The sequence below is a fragment of the Rhodococcus sp. no. 34 genome (genome assembly GCF_054589475.1).
Genome location: NZ_BAAILK010000012.1, coordinates 290,722 through 313,805 on the forward strand (window position 1 = coordinate 290,722; position 23,084 = coordinate 313,805).

The window sequence follows — 23,084 nt, forward strand, 5'->3', positions numbered from 1 at the left end:
CCGGAATGCTCCGCAGATGCGTGAACTAGTCAATCATGATCACGTATCTGCGGAGCATTGTCGATAGTTGCCGTAGACGAATCAGCGCACCATTCTTCTGCCCAGGGCACACGGCAGGAGTCGGTGCTGAACCCCTGCTCGGTAATCCCCAACGCCGAATACATCCGGGCGCGCATGTTTTCGAGCCCGATCTGATAGGTCAGTTCCACGACGCCCGCTCGCCCGAACCTGCGCTCGAGATCCGCGACCTGTTCGTCCGTCACCCCGTTCTCCCCATGGGGGTCACCGGTCATGGCGTCGGCGTAGGCGATCGCGGCCCGCTCGTCTTCGCTGTACTTCGATGAATCCCGGTAGTTCGCGATCTCTTTCAACTTGTCGATGTCCAAACCGTCCAAGCGCGAGAGCATCGTCCCGAAGTCGACACACCACGAGCAGCCGACAGTCCAGGCGACGCGATAGACGGCCAGTTCACGAATGTTCGACGGCAGCACCTTCGACGCCTTCTGCACGGCCATCTCGTGACGGGCAGCCGCGACGAACAATTTCCGATGGTTGGCCAGGACGGCAAAGGGCTCGGGGACTTCGTCGTACTGCCTGGCGGCGAATTTGTATGCCACTTTGATCAACGGACCGGCTTCTGACGGTGTCACTGCGGGAATGCGAGTCATGGCAAGCCTCCGTATGTTCTGGGGCACCGGATTCGATGCTCTCTACAGAGTTGGACGATGGCGGCGATTCAAACGTGACAAGCACCGCGTCCGAGCAGATGTGAGGATGCGGTGTCAGCCGACTAAGCTGCAAAGATGCCTTCGACGCCCCGCAACCGCACCGTCTCGCGTCTGCAGCCGTTCGCATCCACGATCTTCGCCGAGATGACAGCGTTGGCCACACTTCACGACGCGGTCAACCTCGGTCAGGGCTTTCCGGATACCGACGGTCCTGCTGCCATGCTCGAGGTAGCGCGCCGAGCCATCGCCGAGGGCGTCAATCAATACCCGCCCGGTCCGGGCATGCCCGTCTTGCGTCAGGCCATCGCGGAGGATCGGCGCATCCGCTACGGACTCGACAGTGATCCCGACTCCGAAGTTCTGGTCACAGTCGGCGCCACCGAGGCGATCAGTGCTGCGATTCTCGGACTGGTCGAACCCGGCGAAGAAGTAGTGCTGATCGAGCCGTACTACGACTCCTACGCTGCATCCGTCGCGTTGGCAGGCACTGTACGCCGCACAGTTCCGTTGGTAACCGCGGGAGACGGATTTGCGGTCGATCTCGATGCATTGCGCGGCGCGATCACCGCCAAGACGAAGATGCTGATCGTCAACAGTCCTCACAACCCCACCGGCACCGTATTCACCGATCACGAACTTCGAGCGATCGCCGAACTCGCGTGCGAACGCGACCTGATCGTGTTGAGCGACGAGGTCTACGAGCACTTGGTCTTCGACGGCCTCACCCACACACCGATGGCGTCGCTCCCGGGCATGCGTGAGCGCACTGTCACGGTGTCCAGTGCCGCAAAGACTTTCAATGTCACCGGCTGGAAAACCGGCTGGGCGATCGGCCCGCGCGAACTCATCGACGGAGTCCGTGCCGCCAAGCAGTTCATGTCATTTGTTGCCGGTGCACCGTTCCAACCGGCCGTTGCCTACGCGCTCACCAACGAACAGCCGTGGGTCGTCGAACTTCGACAGAGCTTGCAAGGCAAACGCGACGTGCTCGGTAAAGCTCTGACCGAGGCCGGTTTCACGGTGCATTCCGGTGGCGGCACGTACTTCCTCCTTGCCGACATCAGACCGTTGGGCGAAACCGATGCGGGAGATTTCTGCCGCGCACTGCCCGAGCGAATCGGCGTCGCGGCCGTTCCGGTCGACGTGTTCGCGGACAACCGCGACGAATGGAAGCACCTGGTGCGCTTCGCCTTCTGCAAGCAGGACCACATTCTGTCCGAAGCTGCACGCCGTCTTCACCTGCTCCAAGGAGCAGCGCACCCATGACAGCGCGGACCATCCCGACCGCATTCGTCCACCGCTATCTCGCGTTCTCGCCGGACAACGACGTCGACTTGTCTGGTGCACTGCGCGCTGCCGGGATCGACCTCGAGACACTGTCCGACCCGCGCGCCCGGCTGACCCCGACTCAGGTCACCACGTTCATCCAATCCACCTGGCAGATCACCGACGACGAATTGTTCGGCCTCGGATCCGCCCCGGTCCCCCGTGGCACTTTCCGATTGATCTGCCTGACGTTGATCCATTGCCCTGATCTCGGATCGGCCTTCGCTCGAATGTCCGACGTGATCCGTGCGCTACCGGCTCTGGCCCCACTGTCGATCGAGAAGGGCGAGGAAAGCACTCGGGTGAGTTTCGCTGTCCGAGCTCGCGAAGGCGTCGCCGAACCTGATGTCGCAGAACGTGTCACAACCGATTTTGTCCTGATCTTGCTGCACCGATTTTCCGCATGGTTGATCGGAAAGCGCGTCCGACTTCGGGCGGTCGAATTTCCGTACTCGGCACCGGATGCACGGTTGGCGCAGGACTACGACTACATCTTCGGAGCGCCGGTCACCTTCGGCGCGCAGCGCGCGGCACTGGAATTCGACAACTCGGCCATGCGTGCACCGATCATCCAAACCGAGGAGACGTTGGAGGAGTACCTCCGAGAATCTCCGATTCAGCTCATGTCCGAACGCGATTACGACAGCACTGCGTCGGCGCAGGTACGACGGGTCCTGGAACTCGGGGTGAAGGGGCGAACCTCCACGGCCGAGGAGATCGCGGAGATGCTCTCGATCAGCGTTCCCCATCTGCGTCGACTGCTGCGGCGTGACGGAACATCACTCAATCAACTACGCGAGGAAGTGCTCCGCGACGTAGCCATCGCTGGTTTGCGGCGCGGAGAATCCGTCGAAGTACTCTCGGCGCGATTGGGGTTCTCCGAGCCCAGCGCCTTCCGTCGGGCCTTCAAACGATGGACCGGCGACACTCCGAGTTCGTACCGCTAGCTGACGCAGAACTCGTTTCCTTCGGGATCGGTCATCGTGATCCACACGCTCGGCCCCTGCGCTCCTCGGTGCAGGATCGTCGCCCCCACCGTCTCGAGGTGCGCTGCGACATCCTCGCGCTTGTCGCCCACTCGTATGTCGAAATGGAGCCGGTTCTTCACCGTCTTCGATTCCGGAACCAGTTGGAACAGAACGCGGGGACGTTCGGGATGCTCCGGATCGCTGATGGCCGCACCTTCGCGCCAGACGAGGACTCCCTCGAAGGTCGTGGTGTCGGATTCCTTGGCGTGACCAGCGGCGACGAGGCCCCTGATGAAGTCTTCGTCGCTGGGCTCCGCTGCCCACCCGAGTGCTGCGGCCCACCACTTCGCCTGTTCGTGCGGATGTGCCGAATCTACTGTGACTTGAAATTCGTATCCCATGTTCCGACGTTAACGCCGACCACCGACACCTAGTGAAGGTTCAGCCGAGCCCGGGCATCAGTCGACACTCTTGATGGTCTTCATGGTGATCAACGATGTCACCCGCGAGACAGCCGGAAGCCCGCTGAGCTTGGTGACCATGAAGTTCTCGTACGTCGCGAGATCTTTCACCGCGACGCGAATGAAGTAGTCGGGAATTCCGAACAACCGCCGACATTCGATCACTTCGTCGAAGGCGGCGACCTGGGATTCGAAGTCCTCGATGGTGGCCTGGTCGTTGACTCCGATCTCGGCGGTGACGATCACTTGAAATCCTCGGCCAAGCGCTTCCTGACTGACGATCGCGCGGTACCCGGTGATGATTCCGTCGGCTTCGAGCTTTTTCACGCGGCGCAGGCAAGGGGACGGTGTCAGACCCACCAGATCCGCCAACTCGGTATTGGTTAAACTCGAGTCCTGGCGTAGGTGAAACAAAATTGCGTCATCCATGGCATCCATCGCACTATTATTGCGCACTGTTCAATATGTGGGCATTCTGAGCAATCGATCACCTCGATCTTTGTTATAGATTTGCGTCGTGATCGAACCAGCATCGTCGACGGCCGCACCGGCCGTCGAACTCCCACCGCGAACCCCGGCGTGGCGGCACGCCTTCCAGCTGTCGCTACCGGTTGGATTCGGCCTGCTCCCACTTGGGATCGCACTTGGCGTTCTTGTGGTCCAACAAGGGCTCAGCCCTTGGTGGGCAGTCGCTTTCACCTCGCTGATCTACGCAGGATCGCTGGAGTTTCTCGCGGTCGGAATGGTCGCGGCCATGACACCGCTGCCGTACGTCGCTCTGACCGCACTGCTGGTCAACTTTCGACATGTGTTCTACGCCTTGAGTTTTCCGCTGGAAAAGATTCGCAACCCCTTCGCCCGCTTCTACAGCATGTTCGCGCTGACCGACGAGGCCTATGCGATGTCGGTAACTGCCGATCCCAAGGCACTCACCGGACGCGTCATCGTCTACTCCCAGCTGTACCTGCACGGCTACTGGATCGGTGGCGCGATCCTGGGCGCGACGGCAGGACAGTGGATTCCGGACTCGATCGTCGGCCTCGACTTCGCCCTGACGGCGTTGTTCGTCGTCCTCTCGATCGAAGCGATTCGCGCACAAAACGGATTCGCGGTGCCGGTCGCCGCGGTCACCTGCGCTCTGGTCGCCCGGCTCGCAGCGCCGGACCACATGCTGCCAATTGCGATGGGCGCCTTCGTGCTCTTCCTGATCGGGCGCTTTGTCTACGACTCACGAAAGGCGAAGATCGATGCCTGACACCTCGTACATCTTTGCGGCGGTCGCAGTCATGGCCGTGGTCACCTTCGCGCTGCGCGCAATCCCCTTCGCCGCGCTCATGCCGCTGCGCTCCTCCGCCCTGGTCGGCTACCTCGGCATCTACATGCCGGCAGGCGTCATGTTGATTCTCGTCATGTATTCACTCAAAGGGGTGTCGATCACCGCCCCTTCTCACGGCCTACCCGAACTGATTGCAGTGTGCGCCACGATCGCCGCGCACCTCTGGCGAAAGAATGCCGTCCTGAGCATCGTCGTCGGAACGACGATCTACGTCGCGCTGGTCAATACCGTGTTCGCCTGAGCATTTCCCATCCGGGAGCAAAGCAGTTTTACCCCCGGATGGGTGATTTGTAACCTCCAGGCGCTTATCTGAACAGTTGAACACTTATACGATTTCAGTAGCGTGGCCGCCGGCCGCGACTGAAGGATCGGTGAGGTTCGATGTCCACGACAATGACCACGACGGGCACTCGAATCGCCGGTGCTTGGCACAGTCTGGATCGAGGCCAGCGTCGAAGCATCATCGGGATGACCGTCACCGTCGTAGCGCTCAACGTCGTCGGGTGGGCAGTTCTTCTCGGCCTGGTTGTCCCCGGCCACTACACGATCGAAGGCAGTGTCTTCGGCGTCGGACTCGGTGTCACGGCGTACACGCTCGGCATGCGCCATGCTTTCGACGCCGATCACATCGCCGCTATCGACAACACCACTCGGAAGTTGGTAGCGGACGGCAAGAAACCGATGTCCGTCGGGTTCTGGTTTTCGCTCGGACACTCCACCATCGTCTTCGTACTCGTCGCCCTCTTGGCTTTGGGTGTGCGGCAACTGGCCACCAGCCTTTCCGACGACAACTCCGATCTGGAGAAGTGGACCGGCTTGTTCGGCACCACCATTTCCGGCACGTTCCTGATTTTGATCGGAATCTTGAACCTTGTCTCTCTCATCGGGATTCATCGGGTGTACACGAAGTACAAGGCCGGAACCTTCGACGAGGAACAACTCGAGAAGGAACTCGACAGCCGTGGCGCCCTGAACAAGATTCTGGGCCCGGTGATGAAGATGGTTCGCAAGCCCTGGCACATGTACCCGGTCGGCCTACTGTTCGGATTGGGATTCGACACCGTCACCGAAGTCGGGCTGTTGGTGATCGCCGGCGGCGCGGCGGCGACAGGGCTCCCGTGGTATTTGATCCTCGTTCTGCCGATCCTCTTCTGCGCCGGGATGTCGCTTTTCGACTCGATCGACGGATCGTTCATGAACTTCGCCTACGGTTGGGCATTTGCTCAGCCGGTCCGAAAGATCTACTACAACATGGTGATCACCGGACTCTCGGTGGCAGTGGCACTGCTGATCGGGTCCCAGGAAATCATCTCGATTTTCACCGACAAACTCGACATTCACGACGGGTTTCTCGGCGCCATCGGGAACTTGGATCTCGGCGCGATGGGCTTCATCATCGTCGGACTCTTTGTCGCCACCTGGCTGATTGCTCTACTCGTGTGGCGGTACGGCCGCATCGAAGAACGGTGGCAGGCTCAGTCCGGTGCAGCAGTAGCCCGACGAGCGACAGCAGACGAAGCGATGTGAGTTCGACTCGGTCCCCGCAGAATCACGGGCCACCCGAAAGCGAATAGCTGATGTACGTCTCGCCCCATTTCAGGTACGCGCTCGACGTCGCCTGGCCGCGGATCTGGTCGTTCTGCCACTGGTAGACAGCGCGCCACGGAAATACGGAACTCACTTGTTCCAAGGTGTACTGCTCACGATGGCCCTGCGCGAATCGCTGTTCGAGATCTTCACGAGTGCGCGGCGGGAAATTGCTGATCAGGTAGGTCCGGCCCAGAGACTCGATGCGCCCTGGCGGCGCAAAGACATCAGCGCTGCGATAAGTGAAGGCCAGATACAGGTAGGCCGCCACCACAATCGTTGCCAGCGCTATCGCGCCGATCTTGATTGCACGTCGAAGCAGGGTCGGCATGGCTCACAGTACAATCCAATTCTCCTGTCGAGCACTTTCAGTGCGTTTCCCACATTTATCGAAAGACGCATCCCGCGGAGTTGGCGAGATGCAATAGTGGAGTTCGAACGGGGTGAGCCCCGGCTAGGAGAAAACGGTGCGGATACGTCATGCGGTAGTGGGTGTGGCAATCACGGGACTTGTTCTTGCAGTGGCAGGCTGCGGTAGCGGCGACGGCGAAGCTGCCGAAGGACCAGGCATCGCCGTGGCGGCGGAAACCAAGCAAGTTCCCGACCGGGTGACCGTGCATCGACCTGGCCTCATCGACACCAGCATTTCCCCGTTCGACGTGCCTGAATGGCCAGGGCCGCACCCCTCCGAATTCCTCGAGCCCAACCCGCCGTCGGGCGAGAGCGGTGAGATCGCCGGCGACCGAGCTGCGGCAACGTACGCGGCCTCGCTCGACAACCCCGACGCACTATGGAATGTCGGTGGCACGGTGCAGAGGCTGGTTGTCGAGCCGATTCCCTGAAGGTCTTCCATCTAGGTCTCCGCTCTGACCGACTCCAGACGATCTTTGCGAGTTCAGTCCCGCGACAACGCTGCACAGAATTCGCCGGGTTGATCGACATGCAACCGCAACCCATCGATCAGAGTGGAGCTAGATCCCTTCGACAGCCGTTTCGGGAGCGTGACCGAGACGGGTCGGTCGAAGCCGACATCCACGACAGTGCCGTCGGGCCCCGGTAGAACCAGGCAGTCGTCGACAATCGAGTTTGCGGTCTCACCGAATCTTCGGACCATGCTCACCCGCGAAATCCGTGATCGGTCCACCTCGACACGAACGCCCGTGCCGGAACGAAACACCACCGTTCGAGCGGACACGAGATGCGGGTGCACGACGCGTCCGGCAAGCCAACCGCCAATCGCAATCAGCGACAACACCGTTGCAACGAGCAGCACGACGCGAAGCCACTGCCACGGCACCAGGAAGTGAATCGCCACGGCCTCGATCACACTCGCCGCGACAAATGCCACCGGTATCGACATGGTCCCCCTCGCGTAGCCGAAAGTCGCTGTATCACTGGAACCTCCGTCTCTCCTGCCCGTCGAGAGCAACCACAGTGATCGGATCACGCCGTACCGCCTGACATGAGACGTGTTGCGACGCGCGCAACCACTTCACGTTGCGCTGGATCAGGCACCAGATCCGCGATCGCGACCGAAAAGCCGACACCTGCAGAGTCTCCGTCTGAGCACACGTCGCCGAGCACCCCGGCCAGCGATTCCTCCAGCTCGCAGGACAGACACGCGATCTCGTCTGCAACGTCGACTACCTCACGCCCAGCCAATGCAGCGAAACGACGGTACAGATCGACAATTCGATTCCGGTCGCTCTCGTCGGACAGCAATCGCGCAGCCGTGGAGAACAGTTCGTGCGGCGCTGCGCCCGAGATCGCCACCAATTCCCACATGTCGCGTTCGCGCTCGAACAAGCGTCGCACCGAACCCGTGGGGGACGACGCGATCAACTCGTCGAACGCCGACAGCAGCTCCATCGGAAGCGGCGAGACCACCCTCCCAGCACCTCGCGCCGTGAGCATTTCCTCGAGGCGCACTCGCTGGTCTGCGAGGACGCGCTGCTTCCGGTCTATCTCCGCGATCAGGGAGGAAAGATCTTCGGCGAAGTCGTCCGGTTCTCGTGCACCGATCGGCGTCGGTTCGATCATCGCTGCAATGGATCCGAGTGGAATGCCGGCGGCGGAGAGCCAACGAATTCGCATCAGCCTGACCAGATCGGGAAGTTCGTAAGTTCTGTAACCGTTGGACAGTCGTCTCGGCTCGGCCAGCAACCCCAGTCGGTGATAGTGCCGAACGGTCCGCGGAGTGGTGCCTGCCGCACTGGCCACGTCGCTGATTCGCATACGAACAGCATTAACTATGACGCTACGTCATAGTCAAGGCCCGGCATGTCGGGCCTTGAGGCATAAGGTCCTGTTCTTCCTGCCAAGAGTTTCGCAGACGAATTTCGCGGGTATTGATCACTTGCGGCGGCGATTTCCAGAGCGAGGGGTCAGCCGCGCAAGGTCTGCCCCCGGCTGTCACTCGCCGGGCGGCGGGCCGCCAAAACCAGCGGGCCGCCAGAAACTATCTGTGCCAGGCGATGATTTCGATGCAAACGACACGACTCGACACCATCCTGATTCTGATCGTCGGGACGGCAATCGGACTGAGCGTCTGGCTGGCTACGCAGGAACCATTCGCGTCGATCGGACTCGGAATCGCAACGGTAGTGATCTGCTGGATCTCTTGCTCGATGATCCATGGCTTCCCACACCGATCGACGAAGGACATGCGTCCGCGCGAGAACCAGGATCGCGAGTCACCGAAACGGCGCTGACGCCGCGTAGGGATGAGGCCAACCGTGGAGGCCCGGACACAGCGAAGTGAGTGGTTCACCTACCGCAGGTGAACCACTCACTTCGGTCAGAGGATCACACCTCGTCAGGTCGCCAGGTCGCGACGGCCCAGATCACAGCGACGTCGAGGGCGATGATCACGATCGACCACAGCGGGTAGTACGGCATCCACAGGAAATTCGCCACGATCGAAAGTGCCGCGATGACGAATGCCATCCCGCGGGCCCACGCCATGCCGACGAACAATCCCAGCGACACCGCGATGCCGATGATTCCGAGCACGATGTGGATCCAACCCCATGTCGTGACATCGAATTCGAAGGTGTAATTGACTCCGACGATCAGCAGGTCGTTGTCCGCGAGAGCCGCGATGCCCTGCAGCAACGCGACGATTCCCGCGACGAAGAGCAGGCATGCTGCCACCACCGTGGTCCCGATGGCAAAGCCTTGTCGGACAGGATGGTTCGCATGAGATTGGTGCGGAGCAGTCATGACATCCCCTTCTTCGGCGAAATAGCGTGAGAACAGTATTCAAAGGTTCACGCCGCCGGACATCACCCAGCAAGGATGAACAGCCGTCCAGCACTGCAATCAAATTTCATGGGAACGTATGTTCGATTTCGGTGTACGGTGGAGTCTATGACCGCCACGATGCAACCGTCTCTGTTCGACAACGGTGACCTGGGCGTCTCTCTGGGCGATCTCGAGGGCACGGTGCAGAGACGTATCCTCACCGCCGGCGCATGGGTCGACCATCGCCCGGCCTGGCTGACCGGATCGGAGGCCGTGTTCGACAATCTGGAAGCTACGGTGCCGTGGCGTTCCGAACGGCGTCAGATGTACGACCGCGTTGTCGACGTCCCTCGTCTGGTGTGTTTCTACGCAGAGAATCAACCACTGCCGGACGCACTTCTCACCGAAGCCAAAGACGCGCTGAGCAGTCACTACTTCGACGAACTCGGTGAACCATTCGCCACGTCGGGTCTCTGTTTCTATCGCGACGGTTCCGACAGCGTTGCCTGGCACGGGGACGATACGGGACGAAGTCGCACCGAGGACACGATGGTGGCCATCCTGTCTCTCGGTGCGGCTCGCCCGCTCCTATTGCGCCCTCGTGGGGGCGGCGAATCCATCCGCTTCAATCTCGGACACGGAGATCTACTCGTCATGGGCGGATCCTGCCAACGCACGTGGGAACACTGTGTCCCGAAGAGTGCGCGGGCCCTCGGGCCGAGAATCAGCGTTCAATTCCGCACTCGCGGAGTTAGATAGCGTCGCGGAGTTCGTCTCGCAGCGCCTTCCGATTGAGCTTGCCGACGGCCGTCTTCGGTATGGATTCTGCGAAAACAACCCGACGCGGCTTCTTGTACGACGCCAGTCGCTCGCCGACGTGCGCGACCAATGATGCTTGCAGTACGTCGTTTTCGACGGTCCCGTCCTCGAGTACCACCACAGCCGTGACCGCCTCCACCCACTTGGCGTCGGCGGTACCCACCACGGCGACCTCACGGACAGACGGATGCGTCAGGAGTGCATCCTCGACTTCACGGGGGTAGACGTTGTATCCGCCGCTGATGATCATGTCCGAAGCTCGGTCCTTCAAGAACAAGAATCCTTCGGCGTCGAACTGACCGATGTCACGGGTGTGAACCCAGCCGTCTTCGGTGAAGGTGTCCGCATTCAGTTCCGGTGCATTGAAGTATCCGGCGATCGCCGATGGCGAGCGGATCACGATTTCACCCGGTTCTCCCTGGGGCACTTCGTTTCCCTCGCCGTCGAGCAGCCTGATCTCGACGTCGATGGCCGGCTGACCACAGGACAGCAGGCGATCTTCCGTGTGATCTTCGGGCCGTAAGACTGCAATACACAGCGGTGCCTCGGTCTGCCCGTAGTACTGGAGAAAACGGTGTTGCCCCCACGCCTGCATCGCCCGTTCGATGGTGGCCAGCGGCATCGGCGACGCACCGTAGATCACGGATTTCAGACTCGAGATGTCTGCGCTCGCAAAATCAGGGCGTTCGAGGAGCATCTGAATCATCGTCGGCACCAGATTGATTGCCGTAGCCCGATGCTCGGTTATCGAGTCCAAGAAGGTCGACGGGTCGAAACCGGGGAGGATGACGGTCTTACCGCCACGTAGCCAGAACGGAAGCACGAAGACACCGCTGGCGTGAATCAGTGATGCTGCGTGCAACATCGTGTCGTCCTGAGTCGCCGGAAGCAGATTGAGCAGAACATTGCGGCAGATTCCGGCGTAGCTGCGCTGAGTGTGCTGCGCGGCCTTCAGCGTTCCCGTGGTCCCGGAAGTGAACAGCGTCAGGATCACGTCGTCGGGATCTACCTCGACGTCCGGAGTGGCCGAAGACATGCCCTGTGCTCGATCCAACAGCGAAAGCTGCCCCTCCGCACCTGTTTCCAGCCCGACGAACGTCCGATCCGGGAACCTGGCGGACAGTTCAGCAGCTCGGCCGGCAAGGTCAGTACCGAAAACGACGTGCGAGGTGTCGGTGTCCTCGAGCATTCGTGCGTGCTCGTCGAGCGAGAGTCGCGAGTTGAGCGGAACCCTGTTGATGCCGGCTTTGACACACGCAAAATCGACAGGCACGCTGGCAAGAGAGTTGTTGACCAGCAATGCAACCCGTGCACCACGCCCGATACCGAGGGCGATGAATGTGTGCGCCAATCGGCTGCTGAGTTCGTCCACTTCCGTGAACGTCATCGATCGATCGCCGAAAACGACGGCTGTTCGCGATCCGTGCTGTCGCGCACCACGGGCGATCAGGTCTCTGGTTATGGGCATCATGGTTCAGTTTCCTCGTTCGAATTCGGGTTGTTCTCGAACCGGCCGTGCCGGCCGGCGCCCGCGGCGAACGCAGCAGCGCCGCGCACACCCTCAGCGATGACAATGGGATTTCCCGCGACGCCCTCGGCCCGCAGTGCTTCGGCAAGTGGTAGATCGAAAGATCGGTAGGCCGATGCGCGATCCGCGAGCATGCAGAGTTGTGGGAAAGCGGACAACTGGTGCGCAAGCTCCTTGGCTACCTGGAGTGACTGCCCCACTGGAACAACACGATTGGCCAGTCCGAAGGCCAGCGCCTCCGGAGCGTCGACCGGGCGACCGGTCAAGATCATGTCGAGCGCTCGCCCCTGCCCGACGATTCGCGGCAGTCGCACGGTCCCACCATCGATGAGAGGAACTCCCCAGCGCCGGCAGAAGACTCCGAACACGGAATCCTCCTCGCAGATCCTCAGGTCCGCGAGCAATGAAAGCTCGAGCCCTCCTGCAACCGCGTATCCGCTGATGGCGGCGATCAACGGTTTGGACAACACCAACCGACTCGGCCCCATCGGGCCGGTGCCGCCGCCTTCCGGATGCAACTCATGCACGCGGGCGGGGTCGGAGACTGCGGTCAAATCCGCACCGGCACAAAATGTGCCGCCCGCGCCCCACAGAATCGCCACCTTCTGACTCTCGTCCGATTCGAACTCCAGGAAGGCATCACGCAACTGCGCCGCCATCGGCCCGTCCACCGCATTCTTGCGATCAGGGCGATTCATCACGATGACGGTGACGCCACCGTCACGCTCCACATAGACATCGCCACCTGGTCGATCGGAGTCGGTCACGATATTTCCTCACTGCTCGCGGATAAGGTTTCCCGGTACCCACCATGCCACTTGTAACAGAATTTGTCAGGAGTTGTTCAAAAGTTGTTACAAACCGATCGAGGAATGTCCGCAACCCGAGTTGTGCTGGACCTCGCAACAGCGAGCCCGGACACCGAGTTCAGCACCGCCGTGCTGACCCGGGCCGGCGAGATCGTCGGCATCAGCGCATCAAGCATTCGCGTGGCAGCGGGCCGACTGTGCCGCGAGAACAAACTGCGTCGTACCGCTCGTGGAACGTACGTCCTCAACCCGGACGGCATCCCCACCTACAGCGAGGTCGAGGGGTGGCGAACTCGTACCGATCGCATACGCCCCTGGGACGGCACGTGGATAGCCGTCGAGCACTCAGCGCTCAAACGTAGCGACCGCACCGCCGCCCGAAGACACGATCAAGCGCTGCGCCTGGCGGGCTACGAGGAGTGGAAGCCCACACTCGCCGTCCGCCCGAACAATCTGCTCGGCGGCACGGACAGCGCCCGCCGCACTCTCCGCCGACTCGGCGCCGCCCCCGAATCGGCCGTCATGGAAATCGCTCACCTTGCCCCCGAGGATGATTCGACAATCCGCACACTCTGGAACTCGGAAGCACTATTGGCCGACATCGCCGAGGCCCGTGAAGCACTCACACAGGCGCAAACACGCCTGGCGACAATCAGTCGCGAGGAGGCGGCCCGCGAATCACTTGCTCTGGGCAGCGCGGTGATCGCGGTCATCGTGCGCAATCCGCTCCTTCCGGAAGAACTCGAACCGACACAGCCACTGCGCGAACTGATCTCGCACATGCTCGAGTACCAGGACGCATCTCGCGAACTGTGGCAGTCACTGCTCCGGTTCTGATCGATTTCTCCCAGAAGGTAATTCAGTATGTTGCACGGCCGCCGCTGGCGTCGTACACGGCGCCGGTCGAGTAACTTACCGCCGACGACGACAGCCAGGAGATCAGTTCGGCAATCTCGTCGGCCCTCCCCATTCGCGCCATCGGCGTCAAAGACTGCGAACGGGCGAGGATGGCCGGATCGGTGCCGGCATTCATAGGACTTTCCACGGCCGCCGGAGCTATCGCGTTGACCAGCACACCGGTGGTGGCGACCTCTTTGCCGAGTGATTTCGTCAGCGCGACGACGGCCGCTTTGGACGCGGAATATGCACTCTGATTCGGGTTTCCGTCCTTGGCCGCAATACTTGCGAGGTTGACGACCCTCCCCCACCCCGACGCAACCATCCCCGGCACGAACGCCCGGCACATCAGGAATGTCCCTTCGACGTTGATGCGGAACGTACGCTGCCAAGCCGCGAGGTCGACGTCGACGAGTGGCGCTGATGGTCCTACGATTCCCGCACTGTTGATCAAGATGTCGACTCTGCGGAGCCTGGTTCGAAGCGCATCGACTGCTGTCGGATCACTCACGTCGAGTTGTTCGTCCGCGCCTTCGGCAAGATCTGCCGTTACCACCCGAACTCCCCTCTCCGTCAATAGCTTTGCACTGGCGGCGCCGATTCCGCTCGCACCGCCGGTAACGAGCGCGGTGACACCCTCTGGGTAACCCTGCATCGCATTCACTCCTGAGTTTCTGTGCGCTACGCACTCAATTTATGTTGCAAACAGGCATAATTGCCGTCACACTGTGTAGAAATTCTGAATATATGGCGTTTGTTGTCAACGTCAAATACCTGGAGGCCTTGCCGATGGAAACCCGCTGGTTGCACGCGTTTGTCGCGGTTGCGGAAGAACTTCACTTCGGGCGGGCCGCATCACGGCTCCAGATGGCCCAGTCGCCGCTCAGCCAGATGATCCGAAAGCTCGAAAAGGACATCGGCGTCAAGTTGTTCGAACGAAGCACTCGCAGCGTCGCACTCACATCCGGCGGACATGCCTTTCTCCCCCACGCCTATCGCGTCATCGAGAACATGGAGACGGCACGACACGCTACGCGTGCGTCGTCGGGAGGCGTCTACGGACGAGTCACGATCGGGTTCACCGGAGTGCTCAACTATCAAGCACTTCCGCCGCTCACCCGCGCGTTGCGTCAGCGCTATCCGGAAGTCGAACTGACACTCCTCGGCCGGATCATGACGCGCGACGCGGTCATTCAACTCGAGAGCGGCGCCCTCGACCTCGCCTTCGTCGGACTACCGGTGGAATCCGCATCACTGTCTACCCGGCTGATCCGACGGGAGGCGTTCGGCGCTGTGCTTCCGATCGACCATCCCCTTGCCGAGAGGGACGCGATCGATCTCCGCGAATTGGCCGACGACGGATTCGTGACCACCCCGCTCTCGGCCGGCTCGGCCCTCCAGGAAACCGCGATGCGCGCCTGCATGAACGCAGACTTCAGGCCTCGCGTCGTCCAGGAGATCACCGATCCGTACATGATCCTGATGCTCGTTGCCGCCGGCGTCGGTGTAGCGCTGATGACGTCCGGTATGGCTGCTATCACCCCACCTGGCAGTGTGTTCGTCCCACTCACCGGCGAGCCGACGTTCATGAATCACGGAATTGCCTGGTCACCGCGGCACATGACCGATGCGCTCGCCGTCGCATTGGAGACATCCGAGGAAATTCTGCCGACGCCGGAGATTGAGACCAAAAACGTCATTATCTGAGACTCATTTAGTGTTGGACGCGCCATAGTCCTTCGTGGCACTGTCGTCTCAGCCGCCGAAAGGTGAGGGACGTCACCGATGCGTGGTGCATCTCCAAACGTGCCGCCACGGCCGGCCCATCGGGACGAAAGGACTTCACATGGCACCTCCGATCACCTCCACCGGATCCACGAACTCGACCGAGGAACATCCGAATGCGAACGCGCGCCGCGCCGCCGTTTCGGGCTTCCTCGGCAGCACCCTCGAGTACTACGACTTCTTCATCTACGGCTCCGCGGCCGCGCTGGTGTTCCCCAAGATCTTCTTCCCCGGCGGCGGATCAACGGCAACCCTGCTCTCGATCAGCACCTTAGGTGTCGCCTACGTCGCCCGCCCGCTCGGCGCGGTGCTGTGGGGTCACCTCGGCGATCGGTACGGACGCAAGAACGCGCTTCTCGCCTGCCTGCTCCTCATGGGTGTTGCGACGGTCATCGTCGGTTGCCTGCCGACCTACGACCAGATCGGCATCGCCGCGCCGATCATTCTCGTCTTGCTTCGCCTACTTCAAGGGCTCTCTGCCGGCGGTGAATCACCCGGCTCTTCCGCACTGACGCTCGAACACGCGCCGGATCACCGTCGTTCGTTCTTCACCTCGTTCACCATGAGCGGGATCATGTTCGGCATCGTCGTCTCCAGCCTGGTATTCATCCCAGTGGCGAGCCTGCCCGACGAAGACCTCTACTCGTGGGGTTGGCGAGTTCCCTTCTGGCTCAGCATCATCGTGACCGTCGTTGCCCTGTGGCTACGTCGTGCCCTGGATGAACCCGAGGTATTCGAAGAACTCAAGGAACAGGACGAGACGGCCGGGATTCCCGTCGTCGAGATGTTCCGCTCGCACTGGCGCACCGTGATCCGTATCAGCATGAGCTCGACCTTCGCGATGATCAACACCATCGTCAACGTCTTCGCTCTGGCGTACGCCGTCGAATCCGGCTTCGAACGCTCCACGATGCTGTGGGCTATCGCGACCGCCAATTTTGTTGCCGTACTGACTCAGCCGCTGTTCGGCATCCTCTCGGATCGCTACGGACGCAAGCCCATCTTCGTCGTCGGCGCGATCGGAGCCGGCCTGATGATCTTCGTCTTCTTCCATTCGATCGGAACCCAAAGCGTCCCCATGGTCTTCGCTTCGGGAATCGTCATGATCGGAATCTTCTACGCGATGCCCAACGGCACGTACCCGGCGTACTTCCCGGAGCAGTTCCCCGCGAAGGTCCGATACACCGGAATGGCCGTCAGCCTCATGCTCGGACTCCTTGTTGCCGGCTTCACACCGGCTATCGCTCAGGCGATATCAGCCGGAGACAAGAGCAACTGGACACCGGTTGCCTGGATGTGCCTGGGCTTCGCCGTCGTCTCCGCCATCGCGGCGATGACCGGACCGGAAACGTACCGCACGCCCACAGCTGAACTGGGCCAACCGAAGCCGAGCCTGCCAACCAAGCAGGACTCGGAGCTCACCAGCAACAACGCTTGACCGGACCGGCCCCTCGCGCTGAATTGCCGCGAGGGGCCGTCCCCACTTATGCAGGAGAATGTCATGACTACCGAATTCACACGTCACCGAATCGGCCTTGTCGGAGCCGGGATCTCGACTTCCCTCTCGCCGGCGCTGCATTCGCACGAAGCATCAGCACTCGGACTCGACGATTACAGCTACGAACTGGTAGACCTCGAGAACCTGACGGTCTCGGTCGAAAAGACCGGCGAGGTGGTGCGGAGCGCCGTCGCAGCCGGCTTCACCGGACTGAACATCACCCATCCGTGCAAGCAGGTTGTCGTGGACGCTCTCGACGAGCTGTCCGGCAACGCGCGGTTGCTCGGTGCCGTCAACACGGTTGTGGTCGACCACGGCCGTTTGATCGGCCACAACACAGACCACAGCGGATTCCTCACAGCACTGCAGCGCGGTTTGCCCGACGCCGCCTTGGACCGAGTGGTACTCGCAGGCGCTGGCGGGGCGGGTTCCGCCGTGGCGTACGCACTCGCCGCCGCCGGTACCACGGATCTTCGCATCGCAGATATTGATCCCGATCGCGCTGCCGATGTGTGTTCTCGCGTCGCCTCGGCCTTTCCTGCCACGCGCACAACGGCTTTGGCGATCAGTGAGATCGCTGTCAACCTGACTACGTGCGACGGCGTCGTCAACGCATCTCCGATCGGGATGGTCGGCCATCCCGGAACTCCGTTCGACCCCGCGGCGCTCCACGCGGGCTTGTGGGTCGCGGACATCGTCTATCGCCCGATGCGCACCGAATTACTCGAAGCTGCAATTACTCTCGGATGTCGAGTCCTCGACGGTGGCCAGATGCTGGTGGCTCAAGCCTCTGACACCTTCACACTCCTGACGGGTGTCGAAGCCGATACGGATCGCATGCGTAGCCATCTGAGCGAGCTGCTCTCCGAGACGGCACGCGCATGAGCACAACCGAACACCTACTTTCTCGCGAAGTACCAGGAGCACTGATGAACGTGACTGCGCCGTTCGCCGAACCTCTCGACATGGGCAGCGTCCGCCTCCGAAACCGATTCGTGTCGGCCCCGATGGAACGCAACTACTGCGAAGTCGACGGCACCATGACGGACGAGTACATCGCGTACCTCGCCCGCCGCGCCGAAGGTGGTGCTGCACTGATCTTCACCGAAGCGAGCTACGTGCGTGCCGACGGCAAGGGACGCATCCGGCAGATGGGCGTCGACGTCGACGAACGGATTCCGGGCATCAAGAAGATGGTCGACGCTATTCACGCGCATGGAGCGCTCGTCGGAGTCGAACTCAACCATGGTGGTCGCACGGCTCAAGGTTCGGTCAGCGGATTTGTTCCCGTTGCCCCGACACCGATTCCGTGTTTGGTTGTCGGCGGCGAGATGCCCGAACAACTCGACGGCGACGACATCGAGCACATCATCGAGTGTTTCGGTGAAGCCGCAGCGCGCTGCCAGAAAGCCGGCGTCGACGTCATCTCCCTGCACGGCGGCCACGGGTATCTGATCCACCAGTTCCTCTCCCCTGCTTACAACCACCGAGACGACGAGTGGGCAGACCCCACCTTGTTCGTCAACAAGGTCATCGCCTCCGTCCACGAGCACGCACCGGGAATCACTCTGGGACTCCGATTCTCAGCCTTCGAAGGCATCGACGGCGGACTCGACGCCGAGATGACTCGCGCTCGCATCGGCGCCATCGACACCGACCGACTCGATTTCCTCGACGTCTCGGCCGGCAACTACGAAGCGGGACAGTGGATCATCCAGCCCGGTGAATGGTCGCGCGGTCTCCTCGCGCCGTACTCCGAGCAGTACCAGCGCGACTTCGACATCCCGGTGGGAGTGGCCGGACGCATCACGTCGCCGGAGATCGCTGCGCGGATCATCGAATCCGGGCAGGCGAACTTCGTCAGCATGGCTCGTACGCTGCACGCAGATCCGGACTTCCCGAATCGCGCCATCGACGGTGGCCGGTACCGCCCTTGCATTGCCTGCAACTACTGCATCGACAGCCTGGCCGCCGGCCCCATTCCCTGCTCCGTCAACCCGTGGGTCGGCCGCGAACTGGATCAGCCTACAAAGCCGGCTGATGCCACCGTGCGGGTCGCCGTCATCGGTGCCGGGCCGTCGGGAATGGCCGCTGCCCGCGACCTCGCACTTGCCGGTCACCGCGTCGACCTGTACGACGAGCGACCCAGCCTCGGTGGCGACTTCGCTCTGGCATCGAAGCTTCACGAGTATCCCGAATATGGGCGGATCGTGGACTGGTACGTCGCAGAACTGACTGAACTCGGGGTCTACTGCCACACCTCGACCCGGGCAGATGCTGCTTTGCTCTCCGGAGGCGATTTCGACGCCATAGTTCTTGCCGCCGGCGGCGTCGGCCCCGTGGTCGATCTCCCCGGAGCATCAACCCGTACCGTTCGCGACGTCCGCGAATTCCTCGTCTCCGGCGATCCGGCTCCTGCCGCTGTCACCATCTTCGGCGCCGACCGTGAGGCTGCTGCCGTCGCCGACGATCTCCTTCAGAAGGGCACCCAGGTCGTGATGATCGGCCCGCAGGAAACCATCGCGCACGACGTCGGACGCCGCGGAAAGATCGTGCTGCTGCCGCGCCTGGCCGCAAGTGAGAACCTCACGACCTACCTCAGCTCGATCGTCACCACAGTCGCCGCTGACCGCGTCACGATTTCGACGGCCGGTGTGCTGAGCGAGGTCGATGCTCCCGGCGAACTGCTGATCTCGCAAGGCGTCGAGCCGCGTTCGGAACTTATTGCTGAACTCCGTTCACTGGCACCACGACTCGGAGTACATACGGTCGGCGACGCGAGCGGTGACGGCGGGTCCATCCATGCCGCACTCGTGACCGCAGCCGACGTTGCCGTCGCGATCACCGCCGCCGCTGCGGCACGTCAGGAGGTTCACGCATGACCACACAGGCAGCCACACCCGTGGCAACTGCATTGCCGCCCATTGGACTCGGAACCTGGCCACTGGTCGGTGCCGACGCCACGAAGTCGGTACTCTCCGGAATCGAGGCCGGGTACCGCCTCATCGACACCGCCGCGATCTACGGCAACGAGGACGCCGTCGGCGTAGCGTTGGCGGAGTCTGCTCTACCGCGAGAAGAACTGTTCGTCACCACCAAACTTCGTGGAAACGACCAGGTTTCCGGTGACATCCGCGGAGCGCTCGAGCAGAGCCTGGAACGACTGGGACTGGATCAACTCGATCTGTTCCTGATCCACTGGCCGCTCCCGCGAATCGATCGTTACGTTGCGTCGTTCGAGGCGATGCTGGCCTGCCGCGACGCCGGACTGGTTCGGTACGTGGGTGTGTCGAACTTCCTCGAGCACCACCTGCGCCGCGTCGTCGCCGAAACCGGCGAGGCACCGGCAGTCAACCAGATTCAGATGGACCCGTCGCTCGCGCGAATTCCGGTGCGCCGCGCCAACGAGGAACTCGGAATCTTCACGCAGTCGTGGAGCCCGCTCGGCCGGGGTGACGTGCTCGACAACGCCGTGGTCGGGGAGATCGCCGGTCGAATCGGTTGCACACCAGCTCAAGTGGTCCTCGCATGGCACGTCGCGCAGGGTGTGGTTCCGGTCGCGCGATCAGCGAACCCGACGCGTCAGGCCGAGAACCTGGCAGCACTCGACGTCACCCTATCCGGCGAGGACATCGAAGCACTGAACAGTCTCGACCGCGGCGAATCTGCGGCGCGGGACGTCGAAGCAGAGGAACATTTCTGATGGCGTTGAAAGTCGGAATCGTCGGCTGCGGCAAGATCGCCGGCAACCATGCCCGTGCGCTGCAACAAGTCCCCGGTGTCGAGGTGATCGGATGCTGCGATCCCGATCTCGGTCGTGTCCAAGAGTTCGCTGCGCTCCACAGCATTCCCTCCGCCGTACGTTCCGTTGACGAACTGCTTGCTCTAGGCCTCGACGCCTGCACGGTATGCACACCTCACCCGGTACACGAAGAGGTAGTCGTGGCCGCTGCCGACGCGGGTGTACATGTGTTGTGCGAGAAGCCCATCGCAGTCGATGTTGCTGCCGCCGACCGCATGATCGAGGCCGCCGACCGCGCCGGTATCACGTTCGGGGTGCTCTTCCAACGCCGATTCTGGCCGGCAGCACGTCGGATCCGCGACGCCATCGACGACGGGCGGATCGGACTACCCATGCTCGGTGAGGCGTCGGTGATCCTGCATCGCCCATCGAGTTACTACTCGGCCGATGCGTGGCGCGGACGCTGGGACACCGACGGCGGTGGCGTGCTCATGACACAGGCCGTGCACCAGATCGACATGCTGGCCTGGTTCATGGGCGAGGCCGTCTCGGTCAGCGGCTTCATCCGCACCCACACCCACGGTGACCACATCGAGACCGAGGACAGTGCGTCAGCTGTGATCTCCTTTGCCTCGGGTGGCACCGCCACCGTCACCGCGACTACCGGTGCCAATCACAATCTGGGTAACCGCGTGACGGTGATCGGGCGCGCCGGCGCCATTGCCAGCGTCCTCGAATTTCCTGAAGGGCACGAGGGTGTCAACGAAATCTGGACCGTGCCGGGCGAAGTCGAGTTCCAGTCGCCGTACTCCGCCGACATCGACGCCAATCTCGATGTGGGAGCGGTCAATGCGGCACTGACCGACTTCCACACCCTGCAGGTGCAAGACTTCGCCGACGCCGTCCTGACCGGGCGCGAACCCGCCGTCACCGGTCGAGACGCCCGCGCGTCACTTGCCATCATCGCCGCAATCTACGAATCGTCACGAACGGGCAAGGTTGTCGAGCTGACATCGACACCGACCCTCGCAACAACTGCCAAGGAGCAGAAATGAGTAGCAGTACCCCCCTCACCTACGACGTGGTTGTCGTGGGCTCCGGCGCAGGCGGGCTTTCCACAGCAATTGCCGCAGCACATGGCGGCGCGTCGGTACTCGTTGTCGAGAAGGCCGACACCTGCGGCGGCGCAACGGCCTGGTCGGGCGGGTGGATGTGGACCCCGCGCAACATGTTTGCCATCGCCGACGGGGTTGTCGAGGATCGTTCGGCGCCGCGGACGTATTTGGAGAACCGACTCGGCGACAACTTCGACGCCGCCAAGGTCGATGCACTCCTCGACGGCGCCCCGGAGATGGTCGAGTTCTTCGAACGCAAGACTGCTCTGAAGTTCGTGCCCGGAGCCAAGATCGCCGATATTCACGGTGACACACCGGGCGCCGGTACGGGTCACCGTTCCGTCGGACCGAAACCGGTGAGTCTGCGAAAGCTCGGACCAGATGTCGCGGCGCTTCTGCGTCGGCAGCTGTACGAAACGTCGTTCCTCGGTATGGGCATCATGGCCGGGCCCGACCTGCAAGCTTTCCTGCACTCGACCCGCTCACCAAAAGCCTTTGTGCACTGTGGTGTTCGGGTGACTAAGCACATGTTCGATCTCGCCACCAAGCGTCGTGGTCAGCAACTCGTCAACGGCACTGCGCTTGTCGGCATGATGCTTCGCTCAGCGCTCGATCTCGGCGTCGAGTTTCGGGTGAAAACGTCGGCAACATCGCTGCAGACTGACGATGACGGTCGCGTTGTCGGTGTCCGCCTCGAAGGTCCGGACGGCGCGTACTCGGTAACTGCCACGCGCGGCGTCGTACTGGCCACCGGCGGCTTCGCCCAGGACATCGACCGCCGACGTGAACTGTTCCCCCGTACCCCCACCGGAAACGAGCACTGGTCACTCACTCCGAAGACAACCACCGGCGACGGCATCACCCTCGGCGAATCCGTGGGCGGCCGACTCGACCGCACACTCGCCTCTCCCGTCGCGTACTGCCCCGTCTCCATCGTTCGCTACCGCAACGGCAAGGAAGGTGTGTTCCCGCACATCCTCGACCGCGGAAAGCCCGGTGTCATCGGAGTTCTCGCGAACGGCAAGCGGTTTGTCAACGAAGCACTCGGCTACCACGACTACACACTCGCGATGGTCGAGCGGGTTCCCGAGGGCGAAGAGGTGTGCTCGTGGTTGATCGCCGATCAACAGTATGTGCGATACCTCCCGCTGGGCATGGCGAAGCCCCTGCCGATCCCGATCCAGCCGTACCTGCGCTCGGGGTACCTCACGCGTGGGCGCACTCTTCGGGACTTGGCCGAGA

25 protein-coding genes and 1 pseudogene are annotated in these 23,084 nt (G+C 62.0%); 16 read left to right on the forward strand and 10 right to left on the reverse strand.

Going from position 1 to position 23,084, the window contains the following annotated elements; genetic code table 11:
• Positions 1-29: 29 nt before the first annotated feature.
• Positions 30-668: a carboxymuconolactone decarboxylase family protein gene (locus ACYP01_RS02225; RefSeq protein ID WP_459678466.1), complete on the reverse strand. Its 639-nt coding sequence runs from the start codon at positions 666-668 to the stop codon at positions 30-32.
• Positions 669-803: 135 nt separating this feature from the next.
• On the opposite strand from ACYP01_RS02225, the gene ACYP01_RS02230 reads away from it, so the two are divergent.
• Both ACYP01_RS02230 and ACYP01_RS02235 read left to right on the forward strand, forming a co-directional pair.
• On the forward strand, positions 804-1,994 hold the full coding sequence (locus ACYP01_RS02230; RefSeq protein WP_459678468.1) for a pyridoxal phosphate-dependent aminotransferase: 1,191 nt from the start codon (positions 804-806) through the stop codon (positions 1,992-1,994).
• On the forward strand, positions 1,991-3,001 hold the full coding sequence (locus tag ACYP01_RS02235) for an AraC family transcriptional regulator (RefSeq protein ID WP_030535335.1): 1,011 nt from the start codon (positions 1,991-1,993) through the stop codon (positions 2,999-3,001). Before ACYP01_RS02230 ends, ACYP01_RS02235 begins: the two co-directional genes overlap by 4 nt.
• Here the strand turns inward: ACYP01_RS02235 and ACYP01_RS02240 are convergent.
• Both ACYP01_RS02240 and ACYP01_RS02245 read right to left on the reverse strand, forming a co-directional pair.
• Positions 2,998-3,423, reverse strand: coding sequence for a VOC family protein (locus ACYP01_RS02240; RefSeq protein WP_003940409.1), 426 nt, complete (start codon positions 3,421-3,423; stop codon positions 2,998-3,000). The genes ACYP01_RS02235 and ACYP01_RS02240 overlap by 4 nt on opposite strands.
• Before the next feature lie 57 nt (positions 3,424-3,480).
• Complete coding sequence (locus tag ACYP01_RS02245) at positions 3,481-3,921, reverse strand: Lrp/AsnC family transcriptional regulator (protein ID WP_020970517.1); 441 nt, start codon at positions 3,919-3,921, stop codon at positions 3,481-3,483.
• 79 nt (positions 3,922-4,000) lie between these two features.
• On the opposite strand from ACYP01_RS02245, the gene ACYP01_RS02250 reads away from it, so the two are divergent.
• From ACYP01_RS02250 to nicT, 3 genes are all read left to right on the forward strand, one after another.
• Positions 4,001-4,738: an AzlC family ABC transporter permease gene (locus ACYP01_RS02250; protein ID WP_003940360.1), complete on the forward strand. Its 738-nt coding sequence runs from the start codon at positions 4,001-4,003 to the stop codon at positions 4,736-4,738.
• Positions 4,731-5,060: a branched-chain amino acid transporter permease gene (locus ACYP01_RS02255; protein ID WP_003940007.1), complete on the forward strand. Its 330-nt coding sequence runs from the start codon at positions 4,731-4,733 to the stop codon at positions 5,058-5,060. Before ACYP01_RS02250 ends, ACYP01_RS02255 begins: the two co-directional genes overlap by 8 nt.
• Before the next feature lie 140 nt (positions 5,061-5,200).
• Positions 5,201-6,346, forward strand: a complete 1,146-nt coding sequence (gene nicT, locus ACYP01_RS02260; protein WP_459678472.1) for a Nickel transporter NicT — start codon at positions 5,201-5,203, stop codon at positions 6,344-6,346.
• A gap of 22 nt (positions 6,347-6,368) precedes the next feature.
• Here nicT and ACYP01_RS02265 read toward each other — a convergent pair whose 3' ends face one another.
• Positions 6,369-6,737: a hypothetical protein gene (locus ACYP01_RS02265; protein ID WP_459678474.1), complete on the reverse strand. Its 369-nt coding sequence runs from the start codon at positions 6,735-6,737 to the stop codon at positions 6,369-6,371.
• Positions 6,738-6,873: 136 nt separating this feature from the next.
• Between ACYP01_RS02265 and ACYP01_RS02270 the strand changes: the two genes are divergently transcribed.
• Positions 6,874-7,248: a hypothetical protein gene (locus tag ACYP01_RS02270; RefSeq protein WP_459678477.1), complete on the forward strand. Its 375-nt coding sequence runs from the start codon at positions 6,874-6,876 to the stop codon at positions 7,246-7,248.
• 53 nt (positions 7,249-7,301) lie between these two features.
• On the opposite strand, the gene ACYP01_RS02275 is transcribed toward ACYP01_RS02270, so the two are convergent.
• Both ACYP01_RS02275 and ACYP01_RS02280 read right to left on the reverse strand, forming a co-directional pair.
• Positions 7,302-7,766: a hypothetical protein gene (locus tag ACYP01_RS02275; RefSeq protein WP_459678479.1), complete on the reverse strand. Its 465-nt coding sequence runs from the start codon at positions 7,764-7,766 to the stop codon at positions 7,302-7,304.
• Positions 7,767-7,849: 83 nt separating this feature from the next.
• Complete coding sequence (locus tag ACYP01_RS02280) at positions 7,850-8,641, reverse strand: MerR family transcriptional regulator (RefSeq protein ID WP_459678481.1); 792 nt, start codon at positions 8,639-8,641, stop codon at positions 7,850-7,852.
• 248 nt (positions 8,642-8,889) lie between these two features.
• On the opposite strand from ACYP01_RS02280, the gene ACYP01_RS02285 reads away from it, so the two are divergent.
• Positions 8,890-9,117 (forward strand): hypothetical protein, encoded by a 228-nt coding sequence (locus ACYP01_RS02285; RefSeq protein ID WP_020970523.1) that lies wholly within the window; start codon positions 8,890-8,892, stop codon positions 9,115-9,117.
• A gap of 94 nt (positions 9,118-9,211) precedes the next feature.
• Here the strand turns inward: ACYP01_RS02285 and ACYP01_RS02290 are convergent, their stop codons facing one another.
• Positions 9,212-9,628, reverse strand: coding sequence for a DUF7144 family membrane protein (locus ACYP01_RS02290; protein WP_459678484.1), 417 nt, complete (start codon positions 9,626-9,628; stop codon positions 9,212-9,214).
• Between the two features lie 147 nt (positions 9,629-9,775).
• On the opposite strand from ACYP01_RS02290, the gene ACYP01_RS02295 reads away from it, so the two are divergent.
• On the forward strand, positions 9,776-10,408 hold the full coding sequence (locus tag ACYP01_RS02295) for an alpha-ketoglutarate-dependent dioxygenase AlkB (protein ID WP_007733562.1): 633 nt from the start codon (positions 9,776-9,778) through the stop codon (positions 10,406-10,408).
• On the opposite strand, the gene ACYP01_RS02300 is transcribed toward ACYP01_RS02295, so the two are convergent.
• Positions 10,401-11,939, reverse strand: coding sequence for an AMP-binding protein (locus tag ACYP01_RS02300; protein ID WP_151098137.1), 1,539 nt, complete (start codon positions 11,937-11,939; stop codon positions 10,401-10,403). The genes ACYP01_RS02295 and ACYP01_RS02300 overlap by 8 nt on opposite strands.
• Positions 11,936-12,763 (reverse strand): crotonase/enoyl-CoA hydratase family protein, encoded by an 828-nt coding sequence (locus ACYP01_RS02305; RefSeq protein ID WP_387388903.1) that lies wholly within the window; start codon positions 12,761-12,763, stop codon positions 11,936-11,938. The genes ACYP01_RS02300 and ACYP01_RS02305 overlap by 4 nt, the downstream gene beginning before the upstream one ends.
• Positions 12,764-12,868: 105 nt before the next feature.
• On the opposite strand from ACYP01_RS02305, the gene ACYP01_RS02310 reads away from it, so the two are divergent.
• Positions 12,869-13,642 carry a hypothetical protein gene (locus ACYP01_RS02310; RefSeq protein WP_459678488.1) on the forward strand — a complete coding sequence of 258 codons (774 nt, stop codon included), beginning with the start codon at positions 12,869-12,871 and terminating at the stop codon, positions 13,640-13,642.
• 22 nt (positions 13,643-13,664) lie between these two features.
• Here ACYP01_RS02310 and ACYP01_RS02315 read toward each other — a convergent pair whose 3' ends face one another.
• Positions 13,665-14,357 carry an SDR family NAD(P)-dependent oxidoreductase gene (locus ACYP01_RS02315; RefSeq protein WP_064444223.1) on the reverse strand — a complete coding sequence of 231 codons (693 nt, stop codon included), beginning with the start codon at positions 14,355-14,357 and terminating at the stop codon, positions 13,665-13,667.
• A gap of 134 nt (positions 14,358-14,491) precedes the next feature.
• Here ACYP01_RS02315 and ACYP01_RS02320 point away from each other — a divergent pair, with 134 nt between their 5' ends.
• The 7 genes and pseudogenes from ACYP01_RS02320 to ACYP01_RS02350 form a co-directional block, all read left to right on the forward strand.
• Entirely contained in the window at positions 14,492-15,409 is a 918-nt protein-coding gene (locus ACYP01_RS02320; RefSeq protein ID WP_020970528.1) for a LysR family transcriptional regulator, read from the forward strand.
• A gap of 139 nt (positions 15,410-15,548) precedes the next feature.
• On the forward strand, positions 15,549-16,925 hold the full coding sequence (locus ACYP01_RS02325) for an MFS transporter (RefSeq protein WP_030535326.1): 1,377 nt from the start codon (positions 15,549-15,551) through the stop codon (positions 16,923-16,925).
• 63 nt (positions 16,926-16,988) lie between these two features.
• Positions 16,989-17,870: a shikimate dehydrogenase gene (locus ACYP01_RS02330; protein ID WP_459678492.1), complete on the forward strand. Its 882-nt coding sequence runs from the start codon at positions 16,989-16,991 to the stop codon at positions 17,868-17,870.
• A gap of 44 nt (positions 17,871-17,914) precedes the next feature.
• Positions 17,915-19,867, forward strand: a complete 1,953-nt coding sequence (locus ACYP01_RS02335; RefSeq protein WP_322001617.1) for an NADH:flavin oxidoreductase — start codon at positions 17,915-17,917, stop codon at positions 19,865-19,867.
• Positions 19,864-20,688, forward strand: coding sequence for an aldo/keto reductase (locus tag ACYP01_RS02340; RefSeq protein ID WP_322001616.1), 825 nt, complete (start codon positions 19,864-19,866; stop codon positions 20,686-20,688). Before ACYP01_RS02335 ends, ACYP01_RS02340 begins: the two co-directional genes overlap by 4 nt.
• Entirely contained in the window at positions 20,688-21,782 is a 1,095-nt protein-coding gene (locus tag ACYP01_RS02345; protein WP_459678496.1) for a Gfo/Idh/MocA family protein, read from the forward strand. Before ACYP01_RS02340 ends, ACYP01_RS02345 begins: the two co-directional genes overlap by 1 nt.
• Positions 21,779-23,084: pseudogene (locus tag ACYP01_RS02350) on the forward strand (FAD-dependent oxidoreductase); the annotation flags it as partial. The gene ACYP01_RS02345 and the pseudogene ACYP01_RS02350, both read left to right, overlap by 4 nt.